Source organism: Acinetobacter lwoffii, assembly GCF_049367455.1.
In the GTDB taxonomy this organism is placed as follows: Bacteria; Pseudomonadota; Gammaproteobacteria; order Pseudomonadales; family Moraxellaceae; genus Acinetobacter; species Acinetobacter lwoffii_W.
Genome location: NZ_JBMPXW010000001.1, coordinates 499,488 through 516,283, shown reverse-complemented (window position 1 = coordinate 516,283; position 16,796 = coordinate 499,488). Strand labels below are relative to the sequence as shown.

Genomic DNA, 16,796 nt, shown 5'->3' with positions numbered 1-16,796 from the left:
GCACTCTTCTCATAGTCGATAAAAAGGTGACACATTGGTCACCTATTTTTATCCCAGCTTGATCACGCCGTTCTATTCAGCAAGCTCAATATTTTTCACTGCAATTTGGCGGGCTGCACCAAATTCAAACCGATCCGGCCAGTTACACACATCGGATACTACACATTCATGACATTTCGGTTTGCGCGCAATACACGTATAACGACCGTGTAAAATCAGCCAGTGATGTGAATCAATGATAAATTCCTTGGGAATGACTTTGACCAGACGGTGTTCAACTTCCAACACATTTTTGCCAACCGCTAGTCCGGTACGGTTACCTACCCGGAAAATATGGGTATCAACCGCCATGGTCGGCTGACCAAAGGCCGTATTCAGTACCACATTCGCCGTTTTACGACCTACACCCGGCAGGGCTTCTAAGTCTGCACGATTGTCCGGTACGATGCTGTTGTGCTTCTGAATCAGCATCTCGCAGGCTTTAATCACGTTGACCGCTTTCGAGTTATATAAACCAATGGTCTTGATATATTCCTTCAAGCCGTCCACACCTAGCGCATAAATGGCTTCCGGTGTATTGGCGACTGGAAAGAGTTTGTCTGTGGCTTTGTTGACGCTGACATCGGTAGCTTGAGCAGAGAGCGTGACCGCGACCAGTAATTCAAAGGGATTGGAATAATTCAGCTCAGTTTTTGGGTTAGGCCGCTGTTCACGCAGGCGTTCAAAAAAGGTCTGAATCTGCTTTTTGGTCATGTTTTTAACGGGCTTGGCCTTTGCTGTGGTCATGTTCTATCCCTGTAAAGCCTGTAATTGCTGTGTCAGTTCTTCCAGTTGGGTGCGTTTTCGGGCATCTTCACGAACCGAAAGCTGTTTTTCCAGTTTTTTAATTTGGGTACGTAGTTTTGCCAGTTCAATCGTGGTCTTGGAATCGAAAGCTACAGGTGCATTCTCTGGCTTGCTCGCGACTTCAATCACAGGAAGTTGCTCATTTAAAGCAGAGAAACGGGCAAACAGGGCAGTATCAATTTCTGCACGGACCACAGGCCCCTTACGATGGGTACGCCGTTTTTCTTCACGCTGGATGTGCGCATAGTAGCGTTGACGCAGATCATCCTGTTCAGCAAGACGCTGAGCTTCAGTCGGCAAGGGTTGTTGATCTTCAACCAGATCGATGCAGTCTACCGGACAAGGGGGAATACATAACTCACAGCCGGTACATAGGTCGGTCAGAATGGTGTGCATCAGTTTACCGGAACCAATAATTGCATCGACTGGGCAGGCGCTAATACATTTGGTACAGCCAATACATTCATCTTCACGAATTACGGCTTTGATGCGCTGAGGACGACCATCGGCTTGAACTGGCCAGACACTTTCTTCTGCCACAAGTTTAGGGCGATTTAATAATCTAGCCAAAGCATCGGCAACAGGCTGTCCGCCCGGCACACATTTATTGGCATTTTCCCCCTCAGTAATCGACTGGGCATAAGGTAAACATCCGTCACGGTGACCGCAGAGTCCACATTGGGTTTGAGGGAGTAAAGCGTCAATCGATTGGACCAGAGAAATGGGCGAATTCATGTATAACCAGCGTTACTCATGGCAAGCATGAGAGAGTAAGTGAAACAAAATATGTCGATTCATCAATTTTAACATATTTTTAAACTCCTAAGTCGTGCGCAATTAAGGGTCAACTTGTGCCTTATTATTAGGCATAAATCTGAATCTAAGCCTTGATTCGATTGGCATTTCCTGACATAGAAAAAATTTTCATAATCAATATAAATATTTGTTATCAAATTAATTTTAAAGTATTTTCAAAAAAAGTATTGTAGATTAGTTACAAAAGATATTTAATATTTTGCGCCAAAATTTAACATTGATTGTAAATTTGACCAATTTTGATCCATTTTCTGCTGAGGATTAAGCGTTGAAATACAACACACTTAATGAGTTCCTAGATTACGTAAAATCACGTGATGCACATCAACCAGAATTTCTTCAAGCTGTAGAAGAAGTGATGACCAGTTTGTGGCCGTTCATTGAAAAGAACCCACAATACGCAGCACATGGTTTACTAGAACGTCTAGTTGAGCCAGAACGTGCGATCCAGTTCCGAGTTTCTTGGGTAGATGACCAAGGTCAGACTCAAGTAAACCGTGCGTTCCGCGTACAGTACAACTCAGCGATCGGTCCATTTAAAGGTGGTATGCGTTTCCACCCTTCAGTGAATCTTTCAATCCTAAAATTCTTAGGCTTTGAGCAAACATTTAAAAATGCTTTAACCACACTTCCTATGGGTGGCGGTAAAGGCGGTTCTGATTTTGACCCTAAAGGCAAATCAGAAGGCGAAATCATGCGTTTCTGCCAGGCTTTAATGATCGAGCTGTATCGTCACCTTGGTGCGAACACAGATATCCCTGCAGGTGATATTGGTGTAGGCGGTCGTGAAGTGGGCTACATGGCCGGCATGATGAAAAAATTAAGTAACGACACGGCATGTGTATTCACTGGTAAAGGTTTAACTTTCGGTGGTTCATTGGCACGTCCGGAAGCAACGGGTTACGGTACTGTGTATTTCGCTGAGGAAATGCTCAAGTCTCGTGGCGAAAGCTTCAAAGATAAAGTCGTTGCGATTTCAGGTTCTGGTAACGTTGCGCAATATGCTGCTGAAAAAGCAATGTACCTCGGTGCGAAAGTGGTTTCACTTTCTGACTCTGCCGGTACAGTTCACGTTAAAGACGGTTTCACTGAGGCGCTTCTTGCTGAAGTCATGGAGCTTAAAAATGTAAAACGTGGCCGTATTTCAGAATTCGCGTCTAAACACGGTTTCGAGTATCTTGAAGGACAACGTCCTTGGGGTATCAAGTGTGATATCGCATTGCCATGTGCGACTCAAAACGAACTGGATGCAGACGACGCTGCTCAGCTTCTTGCAAACGGTGTAATCTGTGTGGCTGAAGGCGCGAACATGCCTTCTACACTTGAAGCGGTTGAGAAATTCGTTGAAGCGAAAATTCTTTATGCTCCAGGTAAAGCGTCAAATGCAGGTGGTGTGGCAACTTCTGGTCTGGAAATGTCTCAAAACGCATTGCGTTTAGGCTGGACTTTCGAAGAAGTTGACGAGCGCTTACACGCGATCATGAAAGAAATTCACCGCAACTGCGTAAAATTCGGTACTAAAGAAGACGGTACTGTGAACTATGTTGACGGTGCAAACATTGCGGGCTTCGTAAAAGTTGCTGATGCAATGCTTGCTCAAGGCGTATTCTAAGTCTGACTTAGTCTAAGCTGAAAAAAACCGGGGCTATTGCCCCGGTTTTTTTATATCTGGTATTTTTAGTTTTAGAGAGCACCCTTAACTATTTCACGCTCAACCGCCATATCAAAAATATAGGCATATTTCGATTGATCAGCTGCCGGATGCTTAATTTCAAAACGTTTGACCCGAATAATCTGCCGTTCATTCGGTGAATGCTGAAAACCTTCAATCTGATCATAGAATAAAGTCCAGTCCTTATCCACCTGAGTTTTCAGGCCATTCTGATCATATTTCACTTCTTTGACTTGCAAGCAGCTTTGTTGGGCCAAGCCGGTACATTGTTTAGTATCAGGGGAAATTTCCAGAAAAATTGTTTCAGCCTGACCTTGGTATTTGGTTTCCGGAGTCATTTTCCCGGTAAATTCATATGCTTGACCATTTGCGGCCATCAACGTCAGGGTCGGCTTGTTAGGATGTGTGGCATTGAGCGTAAAAGGAATGTCACGCTTCTGTAAAAGCTGGCTGACAAAACGTTCCTGCTCCATCAAGGCTGCATCACAGGCCATTTCAGTGCCTACAACTTCGCTGGTGGTGATGATATTGTTTTTGACTGACCAGGTCGTCCCAAGTCCATTACAGCCCGTCATGGCGCTCAGCCGGCCTTGAGCGTTGAAACTAAGTACGATTGGTCGTTCTAGTCCACGATTCAGTTCCCAGTGATAGGCTGGAAGAATCTGATCTGCATTTTTTTGTTGGATGGTGGCCACCGCACTATCTCCAGCTCGTTGAATATCACTGGACTGACAGGCTGCAAAAGTTAAAGGCAATAATGCCAGCACAATAAACTTTAATTTCATGGACTTATAATGAAGTATATAAAGTTCAAACAATAATAATGCATGTATTGCAAAAAAATATGGATACATTTCGCAGCTTTGAGTTGAAAAATGTATCCATCATTAAGGTTTTAGCGCTGAAGTAAGATTAGGGTCTGTTGACATTTCAAGTATAGAATTTACCCGATAAAGGTAGCCAAATAAATATACAAGCTAATGCAACTGCCCCCTCATAGCTACACTTTAGCTTATCATATCGTGTTGCTATTCCTCTGAACTGCTTTAACCTACAAAATGCATTCTCAACTAAGTGTCTGATTTTATATAAATACCAATCCATATGATCATTATTTGACTGAGTATTTGATTTTCTTGGAATATTCGCTTTAGTTTTTTTCGCAGATATTTGTTCTCTTAATGATTCAGAGTCATATCCTTTGTCTGCACAACATACTTCCGTTTCACCCAAATCAAGTTTTTCAATCATTTTGGGAGCAATCTTGACATCATGTATCGTTCCATCGGAGATAATAATTTCGATTGGATTGCCATCCGCATCAACAGCTAAGTGTATTTTAGAACTATTTCCACCAATGCTTTTAGAAATATCCTGATCTTTTATTCCAGCAGAATGTTGGTGTGCCCGAACATGACTAGCATCAATAAAAACCCATTCCATATCAGCATTTGAAGAAATTAATTTAAATATTTTCATTAACTTATCATTTTTACACCAACGATTATATTTTTTAAAGATTGAGTTATACGAACCAAATTCTTTAGGCAAATCACGCCATGGGCAGCCTGTTCTTATTCTATAAAGTATTGCTTCGACAAAATTTCTCAAATTAGATTTGGAATAGATATCAAAATTTCGGAAAATAGAAAGTAACTTAGACCAGTGTTGATCATTCAGCATTGTACGAGGCATAGCGAGAAGTAAATTTAGTTTGGCGATTAAATTTTACTTTCTCGCTATTTTTTTGAACAGAAAATGTCAACAGACCCTAATCGAAGCGGTAAATATCCATACCGAGTGAACCCATGGTGAAACTGCTATGTACCAGACTAAAACGCTGACCTGTGCCCATCGCAAAGAAAATTGGAGCAAAATGTTCTAACGTTGGATGATTCCGTGCCATATGCGGAATATTGGACCAGTCCAGGACCGCGTCATAATCGCTATGCGTCAGTTTATGCACCACAAAATTACGGAAGCCTGAGGCCCATTCGGGTACATCAGCAGCCGATCCATCCCAAGACAGTTCACGTAAATTATGGGTAATACTGCCTGAACCAATCAGCAGGATTTGCTGTTCACGTAAAGGTGCCAGGCTTTGACCAATCTGATAAATTTCATCCGCACTCATCGACATGGGTAAGGAAATTTCTACCACGGGAATGTTGGCATCTGGATACATATGTAGCAGCGGCATCCATACCCCATGATCACGCGGACGGGTACTGTTGGCATGTGCAGAAAAACCGGCATTAGCCAGCAAGCCTAAGACTTTTTCGGCCAATTCAGAATTTCCCGGTGCAGGATAGCGCAATTGATACAGTTCAGGCGGGAAACCACGAAAATCATGCCAGGTTTCTGGGCGAATTGCGCTACTCACTTCCAGCGCATCACTTTCCCAATGCGCAGACATCACAATAATCGCTTCCGGGCATGGTAGATTTTCGCTCAAACGATGCAAGGCAGGACCCACTTGCTCAGGATTTAGCGCCAGCATAGGAGAGCCATGAGAAATAAATAAGCCGGGCAACGTTTGTAAGTTCATAATTCAAACCACATCTGGAAAGATGCCTCAATAATGCATGAAAAATAGAAATAAGAGCAGGAGATATTATTCAACAAAACGTTGCATATAAAGAACGCTTCAGCAAAATCATTAGCCTGCCCGATGATAAGGATGGTTGTTATTGATGCTCATGGCACGATAAAGCTGCTCGATCAGCATGACACGTACCAGTGGATGCGGCAGGGTTAACTTGGAAAGTGACCAGTGCCATGCAGCAGCTTTACGCACGGCTTCTGAGTGACCATCCGGCCCGCCAATCGCAAGTGCTACATCATTGCCTTCCAGCATCCAGCCTTTCATGGTTTCAGCCAGTTTTTCGGTACTGAATTCACGTCCGCCCACTTCAAGCGCAATCAGGGTTTCATTCTGCTTGAGCGCATTTAAAATACTGTCGCCCTCAATATTACGGTATTTCAGAATATCCGCTTCAGAATCATTTTTCCCGCGCTTGGCCATCGGCAGTTCAATAATCTGGGTCTGTACAAAAGGCTGAATACGTTTGAAATAATCTTCAAAACCAGTCAGCACCCACGCTGGCATTTTTTGACCAATGGTCAGGATACGGATTTTCATACAGACAGATCAATAATTGGATACCTCATTATAACGATCAAACAACATGAAGTTGAGCAGGGAAACAAATTGAAATTGAAATGAGAGATTTAGTGTTGCTTTAATGTCCGTAGTTCAAGTATCCGCTTGATAAAGGAATGGAATAATAATAAATGCGGAACAGTGTCATGATAAAAGGATGTTGTACTGTGCTGCTGTTACTGATAGGCCTCATGGGGCCTAGTCTCTGTGCAGCCAATTCGAGCAAAAATGCTCAGGTCTCTCATCTGGAATTATTTTTTAGCCAGATCATGAGTGTTGATGAATACCGAAATTATAAAAATCTGAAAGAGCTGAATCGGGTATCTGCCTGGATTAAAGGGCAGATGCAGCGCTTTGGTATTCCATGCCAGTTTCAGGTTTATGTGGTCAATAACCTGAGTTACCGAAATGTCATCTGTAGCTTGGATACTCAAGCCAAAACCAAGATGGTGATGGGGGCACATTATGATGTCTTTAGTGCCCGAAACGGTGCTGATAATAATGCCTCAGGGGTAGCGGGTTTACTGGAAACTGCAAGATTACTGGCCCTGCAAAAATCCAAGCTCAAACATGATGTCGAATTTGCTTTCTATACGCTTGAAGAGCCGCCTTTTTTCAAGACAGAACATATGGGCAGTTATATGCATGCCAAGTCTTTAAAAAAGCAGAAGCAGAAAATTGAGGGCGTGGTGATTCTGGATTCGATTGGTTATTTTGATGAACATCAGGTGCAGAGCTATCCGGTGGGATTAAAATGGATTTATCCACGACATGGCAATTTCATTGCAGCCATTGGGCATTTAGCCTCAACTGGCCTGACTGGAGATTATTGTGATGCCATGCAGCGTTTTAACCGTCTGGAATGTCAACGCTTTGTCAGCCCAAGTTTTGCTCAGGATATGAATTTCTCGGGCTATCTGAATTATGCCAAATTCAACTATTCGACCATGCTGATTACCGATACTGCGAGTTATCGTAATCCTTATTACAATACCGAATTGGATACCCTCGACAAGCTTGATCTGAACAAGATGACTCATGTGATTGATGGATTGGTTACGATGGCACTACAGCCATAATTCAGTTGTTTTATTCAATAACTCAATAAAAAACCCTGCCGAAGCAGGGTTTTTTATACGAAACATCAAGTCTTAATGACGCGCTGCTTTCGCTTCTTCTTTGGTTTTCACAATTGGTGCTTTAACCAAGGCTTTTGGCAAAGAGGTCAGTGCCAGCGGTAAAATCTCATCAATCGATTTTACGGCTTTAATTTCTAGACCTTCTTTGACATTTTCTGGAATTTCCGCCAGGTCACGTACGTTTTCCTGTGGAATGAACACCAACTTGATGCCACCACGATGGGCTGCAAGCAGTTTTTCTTTCAAGCCACCGATACGCAGCGCACGACCGCCCAGACTGGTTTCACCTGTCATCGCGATATCCGGACGAATCGGGATACCCGTGAAAGCAGATACCAATGCTGTAGTCAAAGCCAAACCTGCTGATGGGCCATCTTTCGGTGTTGCGCCTTCAGGTAAATGCACATGCACGTCGGTTTCTTCAAAGCGCGAGGCTTCGATGCCGAGTTCATCCGCACGGGTACGCACTACAGTCATTGCAGCGGTAATCGATTCTTTCATGACATCGCCAAGAGAACCGGTGGTAATGAACTTGCCTTTACCTGGGACTGCTGCAACTTCAATAGTCAGTAATTCACCACCAACAGAAGTCCAAGCCAGACCATTTACACGGCCGATTTGCGCTTCTTCTTCCGCCATACCGTAGTCAAATTTATGCGGACCTAAGTATTCTGGAAGATTCGCTGCGGTCACTTCAACCTGAAGGTTTTTGGCTTTCTTGCTAACCGCTTCTTTTACCACTTTACGTGCAATTTTTGACACTTCACGTTCAAGGTTACGAACACCGGCTTCACGCGTATAGCGGCGCACGATGTCACGAATCGCTTCTTCATGCACGGTCAATTCTTTGGCACGTAGGCCATTGTTCTTGATGGCTTTAGGAACAAGGTAACGATCCGCAATATTGACTTTCTCTTCTTCGGTATAACCCGGAAGACGAATCACTTCCATACGGTCCAGTAGGGCCTCAGGAATGTTCATGCTGTTTGCGGTACAGATAAACATCACTTCAGACAGGTCCAGATCAAGATCCAGATAGTGATCGCTGAACTTGTTGTTCTGTGATGGATCAAGTACTTCAAGCATCGCAGAAGCCGGATCGCCACGGTAGTCTTGCGCCATCTTGTCGATTTCATCGAGCAAGAATAACGGGTTTTTTACGCCCACTTTAGTCAATGACTGCACAATTTTACCTGGCATCGCACCGATATAGGTACGACGGTGACCGCGAATTTCAGCTTCGTCACGAACGCCGCCCAGCGCCATACGCACGAACTCACGACCAGTTGCTTTAGCAATTGATTCACCGAGTGAAGTTTTACCGACACCTGGAGGACCAACCAAACACAGAATCGGACCACGCAATTTTTTCACACGAGACTGAACTGCCAGATATTCCACAATGCGATCTTTGACATCGTCCAGACCATAGTGGTCTGCATCCAGAATTTCCTGTGCTTTGTTCAGGTTAATGCTGACTTTGCTGGCTTTATTCCACGGTGTATCTAGAATCACTTCCAGATAGTTGCGTACCACAGCAGCTTCACTCGAAGCAGGCTGCATCGCTTTCAGCTTGCGGAACTCGTTTTCAGCTTTCTTGCGTACATGCTCAGGCAAATCTGCTTCAGCAAGACGTTTTTCAATTTCAGCGACATCATCTTCCGCGCCGCCGTTCATATCAGAAAGCTCGCGCTGAATGACTTTCATTTTTTCATTCAGGAAGTATTCGCGCTGGTTCTTTTCCATCTGACGTTTAACAGAGTCATGCAGGGTTTGCTCAATCTGTTGTTCTTCAGACTGTTGCAATAGATAAGTCATCAACTCAGTCAAATGCGCTTCGAATTCGTCATGTTCCAGGAATTTCTGTTTGACATCAATATTCAATGGAACACGGGTTGCGACGAAGAACAATAACTGTAATAGATCTTCAATTTTGTTGGCTGCGGTGATCAGTTCACGCGCATTACGAAGTTTCGCTTCTGCATATTGAGCGAAAAGCGCACGTAATTCCTGCAAGCGCACAGCTTGGGTGTCTGCATCGACGCTCACCGTCATTGGGCTGAGTTCATGCTCTGCTGTCAGATACTCAGTTTCGTCAATGATGGTTTTCAGCTTGGCACGGTGTAGGCCTTCGATCAGGACTTTAATACAGTTTTCATCATTTTCGTGATTCACAACTTGCACAATCTTCGCGACAGTACCGTATTGATATAAATTGTCGTGATCAATTTCTTCTGTAAGCGAATCTTTTTGCGCAACTACAAATACTAGATTGTCACTGTTACGAGCCACATCAACTGCATTGATCGATTTTTCACGACCGACAAACAGCGCAATTTGCATATGCGGATAAACCACCACATCACGCAACGCCAAAAGGGGTAGTACACTTGGAACCTGAGGCTCTAAGGTTTCTTGATTCATAATAATTTCAGACATGAGCACTCCTAATGAGTGACAACGGTGTTGCCATGCTTTTAATAGTGATGGGTAATTTTAAAAATACAAGGGCAGTTAAGATTAAATTGTATGAAAAATGACTAATTATGTGATTTTAAAGTAGTTAGCAAGGGTAAAATTACAAAATTATCGTTTGAACTTTATAAAAATTGTCGGGGTGATTAAAGCATCAAGGGGCTGATCCCATGTTTCACGTTTTAACGGCTGTGCCAGCAGTTGAAAGTCATGTGCCAGCCCCAGACGAAATGGACGCCCGGGCGCAGAAGCCAAGGTTCGATCATAAAAACCGCCGCCCATCCCAATCCGGGTGCCTGAAGTGTCACAGGCCAGCAGTGGCATGAGCAATAGATCCAGTTTGGAAACATGCACACCACGAGTGCTCATGGGCTCGCGCATACCCAGCCGATGATGGGCAAAGCGCTTGTTATGATATTGATGCTGACTGATTCGAATCCAGACCAGCTGCTGATTCATGTCGCAAATCGCTGGTAGATACACCTGTTTGCCCAGTTTAAAACAGCGTTCAATAATCGATTGGGTCTGAATCTCCCCAAAAGCATGCAAATACAGGCCAATACGTTGGGCATGAATAAATTCTGGACTGCGGATCAGGCGGTTTAAGACTTTTTGTGCGGACTGCCTTTGCTCAAATTTAGAGAGATGACGACGCGTTTTACGAAGGTATCTTCTTAATTCCTGAATGGTCATAGGGCAAAAAGCATATGCAACAAAATTGTGCTCTAGTCTAAGTGGGAATTCTGGAAAAGTAAAAAATAATTATGAGCTGAAATTTCATATGATTCCATATCTGGTTATTTAAATTCGGCTAATTTTGCCAGCAGTCTCAAAGTTAAAAAACTAAAAAAGTATTTATATCACTAATTTTTTTAATATCTCGAAACGGTCAATTCATTTTCTTTGATTCACGATTTTCCAAGCAATCTATCGTTCAGTGACAAACTCTGGAAACGCATCAGTTTAAGCACTTTGAAACAGCTTTCGATCAATAAAAATACAATTCTAAAGTAGGTTTATTCTGTTTTTTGGTGAAAGATAGACAAGGGATCATATGACTATTCTCGACTGATATATGAAACACATTGTGCTTAGGCAGAGCGTGTAAGACCTAAATCAATGGAGATTGAACATGATGAATATTGCGAAGAACACCATCTGCCTTTGGTACGATGACGATGCCGAAGGTGCAGCACGATTTTATACAGAAACCTTTCCAAACTCCTCAGTTGGCGCGATCAATCTTGCACCCGGAGATTATCCCTCCGGAAAAGAAGGCGATGTTATCACCGTCGAATTTACGGTGATGGGCGTTGCCTGCATTGGACTGAATGGTGGCCCTGACTTTCAACACAATGAAGCATTTTCATTTCAGGTGGCGACTGAAGACCAAGAAGAAACAGACCGATACTGGAATGCCATTGTTGGCAATGGCGGTCAGGAAAGCGAGTGTGGATGGTGTAAAGACAAGTGGGGTATTTCCTGGCAGATTACGCCAATGGTCCTGATCAACGCCTGTAACAGTCCTGACCGTGCTGCGGCCAAGCGCGCATTTAATGCGATGATGACCATGAAGAAAATTGACATCTCCGTGATCGAAGCAGCATTTCGTGGTTAAGCGCCAAAGATATTGTCTTTCATTGCAGTTGATATTGCTGTGTAGCGCAATTTCACTGCAATAGTTAAATCTTCTCCTTTGTTTTGATCAACTCAAATTATCCCTCAACTCTAAAAGGATCCGTTACAAAAATTTCAGATCAATCCAACTTGATTTGAACCTAAATCCAATTTCTTCATGATGATTCAAGGAGAATGTGCCATGAATTTTCCTCAATTACTGTTTATGGCGGGATGGGTCGCCCTGTCTGCACCTGCCGCTTTAGCCGTTGAACCGCCCATGTCGGGCAAAGCTAGCTCAGGTGCAGCTTCCTCTGCCGCCGATAAGAAAGCCATCGCGAGTGCCATGACTGCTGCACCTAAGAAAGTAGCCGCTGCGGCCAAGATTGTCGCTGTCGGGACAGATGGCAAAATGCGTACCTTGCGCAAGGGCAATAATGGTTTTACCTGTATGCCGGATAATCCGACCACGCCAGGTCCAGATCCGATGTGCATGGATCAGGCCGCTCTAGAATGGGCAGAGGCCTGGATGGGACATAACCCCCCATAGTCGGGAAAGTAGGCTTTATGTATATGCTAGCAGGCGGTACGGATGCCAGTAATGTCGATCCCTATGCCAAGAAGCCTAGTGCGGGCAATCATTGGGTCAAAACGGGTCCCCATGTCATGATCGTCGGTGCTGAAGCTCGTTTCTATGATATGTATCCTAAACATACGCAACCGGATACCGCTGTGCCTTATGTCATGTGGTCTGGGACGCCTTATCAGCACTTAATGATTCCTGTGAAGTAATGAATTACCGCAATGACAAATGCACGCTGATTCAACCTTTCAATTCAGGTATTTAATACACTCAATTTTTATGACTGTCCTAAGCTATAAATAGAATAGTTTACTTAGAAGCTCATCGAAAGATGGGCTTTTATATGAGCATTGCAAAAGCTGAAATGATGCAGATCATGCAATATGAGTTCCAGAATAATTTTTGCACTGAATTGAAAACAGGCTGAACCAAAAACAACCATCCAATGAAATTCTCCCTAATTTATACATCTTAAATTTTATTAAGACATTGAAAATAAAATAAAAATTAAACTGGCATAAGTTCTGCATAACTGTATTCAAACTTGGATACAAGATTGGATACAGAATGCTTCATCAGAAAATGATCGGCTGGACAGTCCCAGCATGCCGCGATGCCGATCAGCAAAAAATGCTTCCACTGAATAACTTGGCTCAATTCATTGCCCGACTTGAGGGGAATGAACCTGCCTGGATTTCGGTTAGGACTGCTGCATATCTTATTCAAACAGAAATTGATGTATTCAAAAAACTGTATTTCGGACTGTATGTATCAGAGGCTGCCAGAGATCAGTGACGGCGGTAGGCTTATATGCAGCAGCTTAATCAAAAAAAATAGATCAATTCGGCAGATTCAGAAAATAGATAAAATAACAGAGGATTCATATGTTTAAGACTGTATTGATTGCAAACCGCGGCGAAATTGCTGTTCGCGCCATTCGCACATTAAAAAAAATGGGTGTAACCAGTGTCGCCGTTTATTCAGAAACAGATCGTTATGCACAGCATGTGATTGATGCAGATATTGCAGTGTCCTTAGAAGGGACCAAACCTGGCGATACCTATTTGAGTATCGAAAAATTGATTGCTGCAGCCAAAAATACCGGAGCCGAAGCAATTTTCCCGGGTTATGGGTTTCTGTCAGAAAGTGCTGACTTTGCCCGTGCCTGCGAAGCAAATAATATTGCTTTCATGGGGCCAACACCGGAGCAGATTCTGGAATTCGGCTTAAAACACAGGGCGCGTGAACTTGCTGCAGCTGCCAATGTACCCATGACTCCCGGTACAGGGCTGCTAAATAGTCTGGACGAAGCTTTGGCAGAAGCTGAAAAAATTGGCTATCCGATTATGCTGAAAAGTACAGCAGGCGGTGGCGGAATTGGCTTGACCCGTTGTGATGATGCAGATGCACTTCAGGAGGCTTATGAAAGTGTAAAACGTCTGGGTGAGCAGTTCTTTAAAGATGCCGGAGTATTTCTGGAATGCTTTATCGATAAAGCCCGTCATGTCGAAGTTCAGATTTTTGGAGATGGACAGGGACAGGTGGTGGCTTTGGGCGAACGCGACTGCTCATTGCAGCGCCGTAATCAGAAAGTCGTGGAAGAAACCCCAGCGGCTCATTTACCTGAAGCAACCCGTCAAAAACTGCATCAGGCGGCAGTTGAACTGGGCAAATCGGTGAAATATCGCAGTGCCGGTACGGTTGAGTTTATTTATGATGCAGTGCATGACGAGTTTTATTTCCTTGAAGTGAATACCCGTTTGCAGGTGGAGCATCCGGTGACTGAAATGGTGACCGGTTTAGACCTGATTGAATGCATGTTGAAAGTTGCAGCAGGTGATACTCTGGATTGGAAGCATCTAAGCAGTATTCAGCCTCAAGGTGCAGCGATTGAAGTACGCATCTATGCCGAAGATCCAGTTAAGAATTTCCAGCCGAGTCCAGGGATTTTGACCGATGTCTTTTTTCCGGAAAATGTCCGGGTTGATACCTGGGTGAGTACCGGAACTGAAATTTCCCAATACTTTGACCCGATGATTGCCAAGATTATTGTGCATGCTGAAGATCGTGAAACTGCGATTACGACTCTTAAAGCGGCACTAGCTGAAACTCGCCTGAATGGTATTAGTACCAATCTGGATTATGTCCATACCGTCATTTCAGATCCGCGTTTTGAACAGATGCAGATCTGGACACGTATGCTGGATGATTTTAAATATGTGCCGAATGTGATTGAGGTGATTCAGCCGGGTACACAAAGTTCGATTCAGGATTATCCGGGTCGTGTCGGGTATTGGGATATTGGTGTACCACCTTCAGGTCCAATGGATGATTATGCCTTCCGGCTGGCCAATAAAATTGTCGGGAATGCCGAGGTAGCCGCCGGGTTCGAATTTACCCTGCAAGGTCCAACCCTCAAATTTCATGCAGACAATATCATTGCTTTAACTGGCGCACCTTGTCAGGTAAATCTGGATGATGAAGCAGTAAATTTCTGGCAGCCTATTCAGGTAAAAGCAGGCCAAACCTTAAAAATTGGACAGGTTGAATCTGGATGCCGGACTTATCTGGCCGTACGAAATGGTCTGAATGTGCCGGAATATCTGGGTAGCCGTTCTACCTTTGTGTTAGGTAATTTCGGTGGACATGCCGGCCGAGTATTACGTGCTGGCGACATGATTAAGATGGTGAATCCTGAGCTGCCGGCCGATGGTCTACCTTTGGCGATTGCAGAGCCTGAAGCTTTGGCAACAGCTCTGATTCCAGGTTATGGCAAGGAATGGAAAATTGGTGTGCTCTATGGTCCGCATGGCGCACCTGATTTCTTTAAAGCTGAATATATTGAGGAGTTTTTTACATCAAGCTGGAAAGTGCATTTTAACTCGAACCGGTTGGGTATCCGTTTAACCGGACCGACGCCAAGCTGGGCGCGTGAAAATGGCGGTGAAGCGGGTCTGCATCCATCCAATGTACATGACTGTGAATATGCCATTGGTGCAATCAACTTTACCGGTGATTTCCCCGTAATTCTTGCCAAAGATGGTCCGAGCCTGGGCGGTTTCGTTTGTCCGGTGACCATTGCCAAAGCTGAACTCTGGAAAATTGGTCAACTAAAAGCCGATGACACGATTAGCTTCTATCCAATCTCGGTAGAACAGGCCAATGCGCTGGAGCGGCAGCAAATTCAAACCCTCCAAAACTTTGCCAAGGCAGAGATGACCCATGAGGCTGAAATCGTGGCAGTTCAGGCAGAAAGTATCCTGGCATTGCGTGAAGCTACGCCAGATGCACCAAAAGCTGTATATCGTCAGGCAGGTGACAGTTATATCTTGCTGGAATATGGTGACAACGTACTGGATTTGGCCCTACGCCTGCGCGTACACCGCTTGATGCAACTGATCCGTGAGGCTGATCTTGACGGTATCCTGGAATTGTCACCTGGTGTGCGGTCCTTGCAGATTAAATATGATGGTCTGCGGTGTAGACAGCAGCAACTGATTCACTTCCTACTTGGTCTTGAAGAACAGATGGGCGATTTACGTGACATTAAAATCCCTTCAAGAATTATCCATTTACCCATGGCCTTTGAGGACTCAGCGACTCTGGGTGCTGTTGAGCGTTATCAGGAAAGTGTCTGTGCCAAAGCGCCATGGCTTCCGAATAATGTCGATTTTATTCAGCGGATTAATGGTTTAAGTCACCTCCAACAGGTCAAGGACATCATTTTTGATGCCAACTATCTGGTTTTGGGGCTAGGTGATGTATATCTGACTGCACCTTGTGCAGTGCCCATTGATCCGCGCCACCGTTTACTGAGTTCCAAATATAATCCGGCCCGTACTTTTACCGCTGAAGGGACTGTCGGGATTGGTGGCATGTATATGTGTATTTATGGCATGGACTCACCGGGTGGCTATCAGTTGATTGGCCGTACCGTGCCGATCTGGAACAAGTTTAAAAAGAACAAGCAGTTTGGCGATCAGCAATGGTTCTTACGCTTTTTTGACCAGATTAAATATTATGAGGTCACTGAGGCCGAACTGGATCAGTTCCGTGCTGATTTCGCCCATGGTCTGGCAGAAATCAAAATTGAGGAATGCGAGTTTGACTTTGCAGCGTATCAGGATTTCCTTGCTGCAGAACAGGACAGTATTGCTGCTTTTAAAGCGCAGCAGCAGGCTGCTTTTAGTGCCGAGGTAGAGCGCTGGAAAGACGAGTTTGATGCACCTGTAGAAATAGAAGTGCTGCAGGATGATACCGATTACAGCCAGTATGTCCCTCTCAACGCCTCTATGACCGGCAATATCTGGAAGATTTTTGTAGAAGCCGGGCAGATTGTGAAAAAAGGCGACACGGTGGCCATCATCGAGGCCATGAAAATGGAGCTGCCGGTCTATGCTGACGATGATGGCATTGTCAAAGCCATTATCTGCCGTTCTGGTCAGACCGTGCATAGTGGTGAGCCACTGGTCTATATGGAGTAAT

The 16,796-nt window shown here is 44.3% G+C and carries 15 protein-coding genes; 7 read left to right on the top strand and 8 right to left on the bottom strand.

The features are described from left to right. Positions 1-72 precede the first annotated feature (72 nt). Positions 73-786 (bottom strand): endonuclease III, encoded by a 714-nt coding sequence (nth, locus tag ACO1B7_RS02590; RefSeq protein ID WP_005246932.1) that lies wholly within the window; start codon positions 784-786, stop codon positions 73-75. A 3-nt stretch (positions 787-789) separates the two neighbouring features. Continuing rightward, positions 790-1,581, bottom strand: a complete 792-nt coding sequence (locus tag ACO1B7_RS02585) for an RnfABCDGE type electron transport complex subunit B (RefSeq protein WP_338840952.1) — start codon at positions 1,579-1,581, stop codon at positions 790-792. Positions 1,582-1,930: 349 nt separating this feature from the next. Here ACO1B7_RS02585 and gdhA point away from each other — a divergent pair, with 349 nt between their 5' ends. Continuing rightward, positions 1,931-3,274, top strand: coding sequence for an NADP-specific glutamate dehydrogenase (gene gdhA / locus ACO1B7_RS02580; protein ID WP_004646331.1), 1,344 nt, complete (start codon positions 1,931-1,933; stop codon positions 3,272-3,274). Positions 3,275-3,345: 71 nt separating this feature from the next. Here gdhA and ACO1B7_RS02575 read toward each other — a convergent pair whose 3' ends face one another. From ACO1B7_RS02575 to rlmH, 4 genes are all read right to left on the bottom strand, one after another. Next, positions 3,346-4,119: a DUF4377 domain-containing protein gene (locus ACO1B7_RS02575; protein WP_338840953.1), complete on the bottom strand. Its 774-nt coding sequence runs from the start codon at positions 4,117-4,119 to the stop codon at positions 3,346-3,348. A gap of 145 nt (positions 4,120-4,264) precedes the next feature. Next, on the bottom strand, positions 4,265-5,029 hold the full coding sequence (locus ACO1B7_RS02570) for an IS5 family transposase (protein ID WP_423089795.1): 765 nt from the start codon (positions 5,027-5,029) through the stop codon (positions 4,265-4,267). A gap of 76 nt (positions 5,030-5,105) precedes the next feature. Next, entirely contained in the window at positions 5,106-5,882 is a 777-nt protein-coding gene (locus ACO1B7_RS02565; RefSeq protein ID WP_191111937.1) for a DODA-type extradiol aromatic ring-opening family dioxygenase, read from the bottom strand. 111 nt (positions 5,883-5,993) lie between these two features. Further along, positions 5,994-6,476, bottom strand: coding sequence for a 23S rRNA (pseudouridine(1915)-N(3))-methyltransferase RlmH (rlmH, locus tag ACO1B7_RS02560; protein WP_004646335.1), 483 nt, complete (start codon positions 6,474-6,476; stop codon positions 5,994-5,996). Between the two features lie 167 nt (positions 6,477-6,643). Between rlmH and ACO1B7_RS02555 the strand changes: the two genes are divergently transcribed. Continuing rightward, positions 6,644-7,576 carry a M28 family peptidase gene (locus ACO1B7_RS02555; RefSeq protein ID WP_086043997.1) on the top strand — a complete coding sequence of 311 codons (933 nt, stop codon included), beginning with the start codon at positions 6,644-6,646 and terminating at the stop codon, positions 7,574-7,576. Positions 7,577-7,648: 72 nt separating this feature from the next. On the opposite strand, the gene lon is transcribed toward ACO1B7_RS02555, so the two are convergent. Together lon and ACO1B7_RS02545 are read right to left on the bottom strand one after the other, a co-directional pair. Continuing rightward, on the bottom strand, positions 7,649-10,075 hold the full coding sequence (gene lon / locus ACO1B7_RS02550) for an endopeptidase La (protein WP_114541602.1): 2,427 nt from the start codon (positions 10,073-10,075) through the stop codon (positions 7,649-7,651). Positions 10,076-10,222: 147 nt separating this feature from the next. After that, positions 10,223-10,804: a 5-formyltetrahydrofolate cyclo-ligase gene (locus ACO1B7_RS02545; RefSeq protein WP_191111932.1), complete on the bottom strand. Its 582-nt coding sequence runs from the start codon at positions 10,802-10,804 to the stop codon at positions 10,223-10,225. Between the two features lie 442 nt (positions 10,805-11,246). Between ACO1B7_RS02545 and ACO1B7_RS02540 the strand changes: the two genes are divergently transcribed. The 5 genes from ACO1B7_RS02540 to uca all read left to right on the top strand — a co-directional run bounded on the left by ACO1B7_RS02540 (position 11,247) and on the right by uca (position 16,795). Then, on the top strand, positions 11,247-11,729 hold the full coding sequence (locus ACO1B7_RS02540; protein ID WP_191111978.1) for a VOC family protein: 483 nt from the start codon (positions 11,247-11,249) through the stop codon (positions 11,727-11,729). A gap of 201 nt (positions 11,730-11,930) precedes the next feature. After that, positions 11,931-12,278 carry a hypothetical protein gene (locus tag ACO1B7_RS02535; protein WP_228284840.1) on the top strand — a complete coding sequence of 116 codons (348 nt, stop codon included), beginning with the start codon at positions 11,931-11,933 and terminating at the stop codon, positions 12,276-12,278. A 17-nt stretch (positions 12,279-12,295) separates the two neighbouring features. Then, the gene (locus ACO1B7_RS02530) at positions 12,296-12,520 is read left to right on the top strand and encodes a hypothetical protein (RefSeq protein ID WP_228284839.1); all 225 of its coding nucleotides are present in this window, start codon (positions 12,296-12,298) and stop codon (positions 12,518-12,520) included. 358 nt (positions 12,521-12,878) lie between these two features. Beyond that, the gene (locus ACO1B7_RS02525) at positions 12,879-13,106 is read left to right on the top strand and encodes a hypothetical protein (protein ID WP_191111930.1); all 228 of its coding nucleotides are present in this window, start codon (positions 12,879-12,881) and stop codon (positions 13,104-13,106) included. Between the two features lie 89 nt (positions 13,107-13,195). Next, positions 13,196-16,795: an urea carboxylase gene (gene uca / locus ACO1B7_RS02520; RefSeq protein ID WP_423089794.1), complete on the top strand. Its 3,600-nt coding sequence runs from the start codon at positions 13,196-13,198 to the stop codon at positions 16,793-16,795. The last annotated feature ends 1 nt before the right edge of the window (position 16,796 follow it).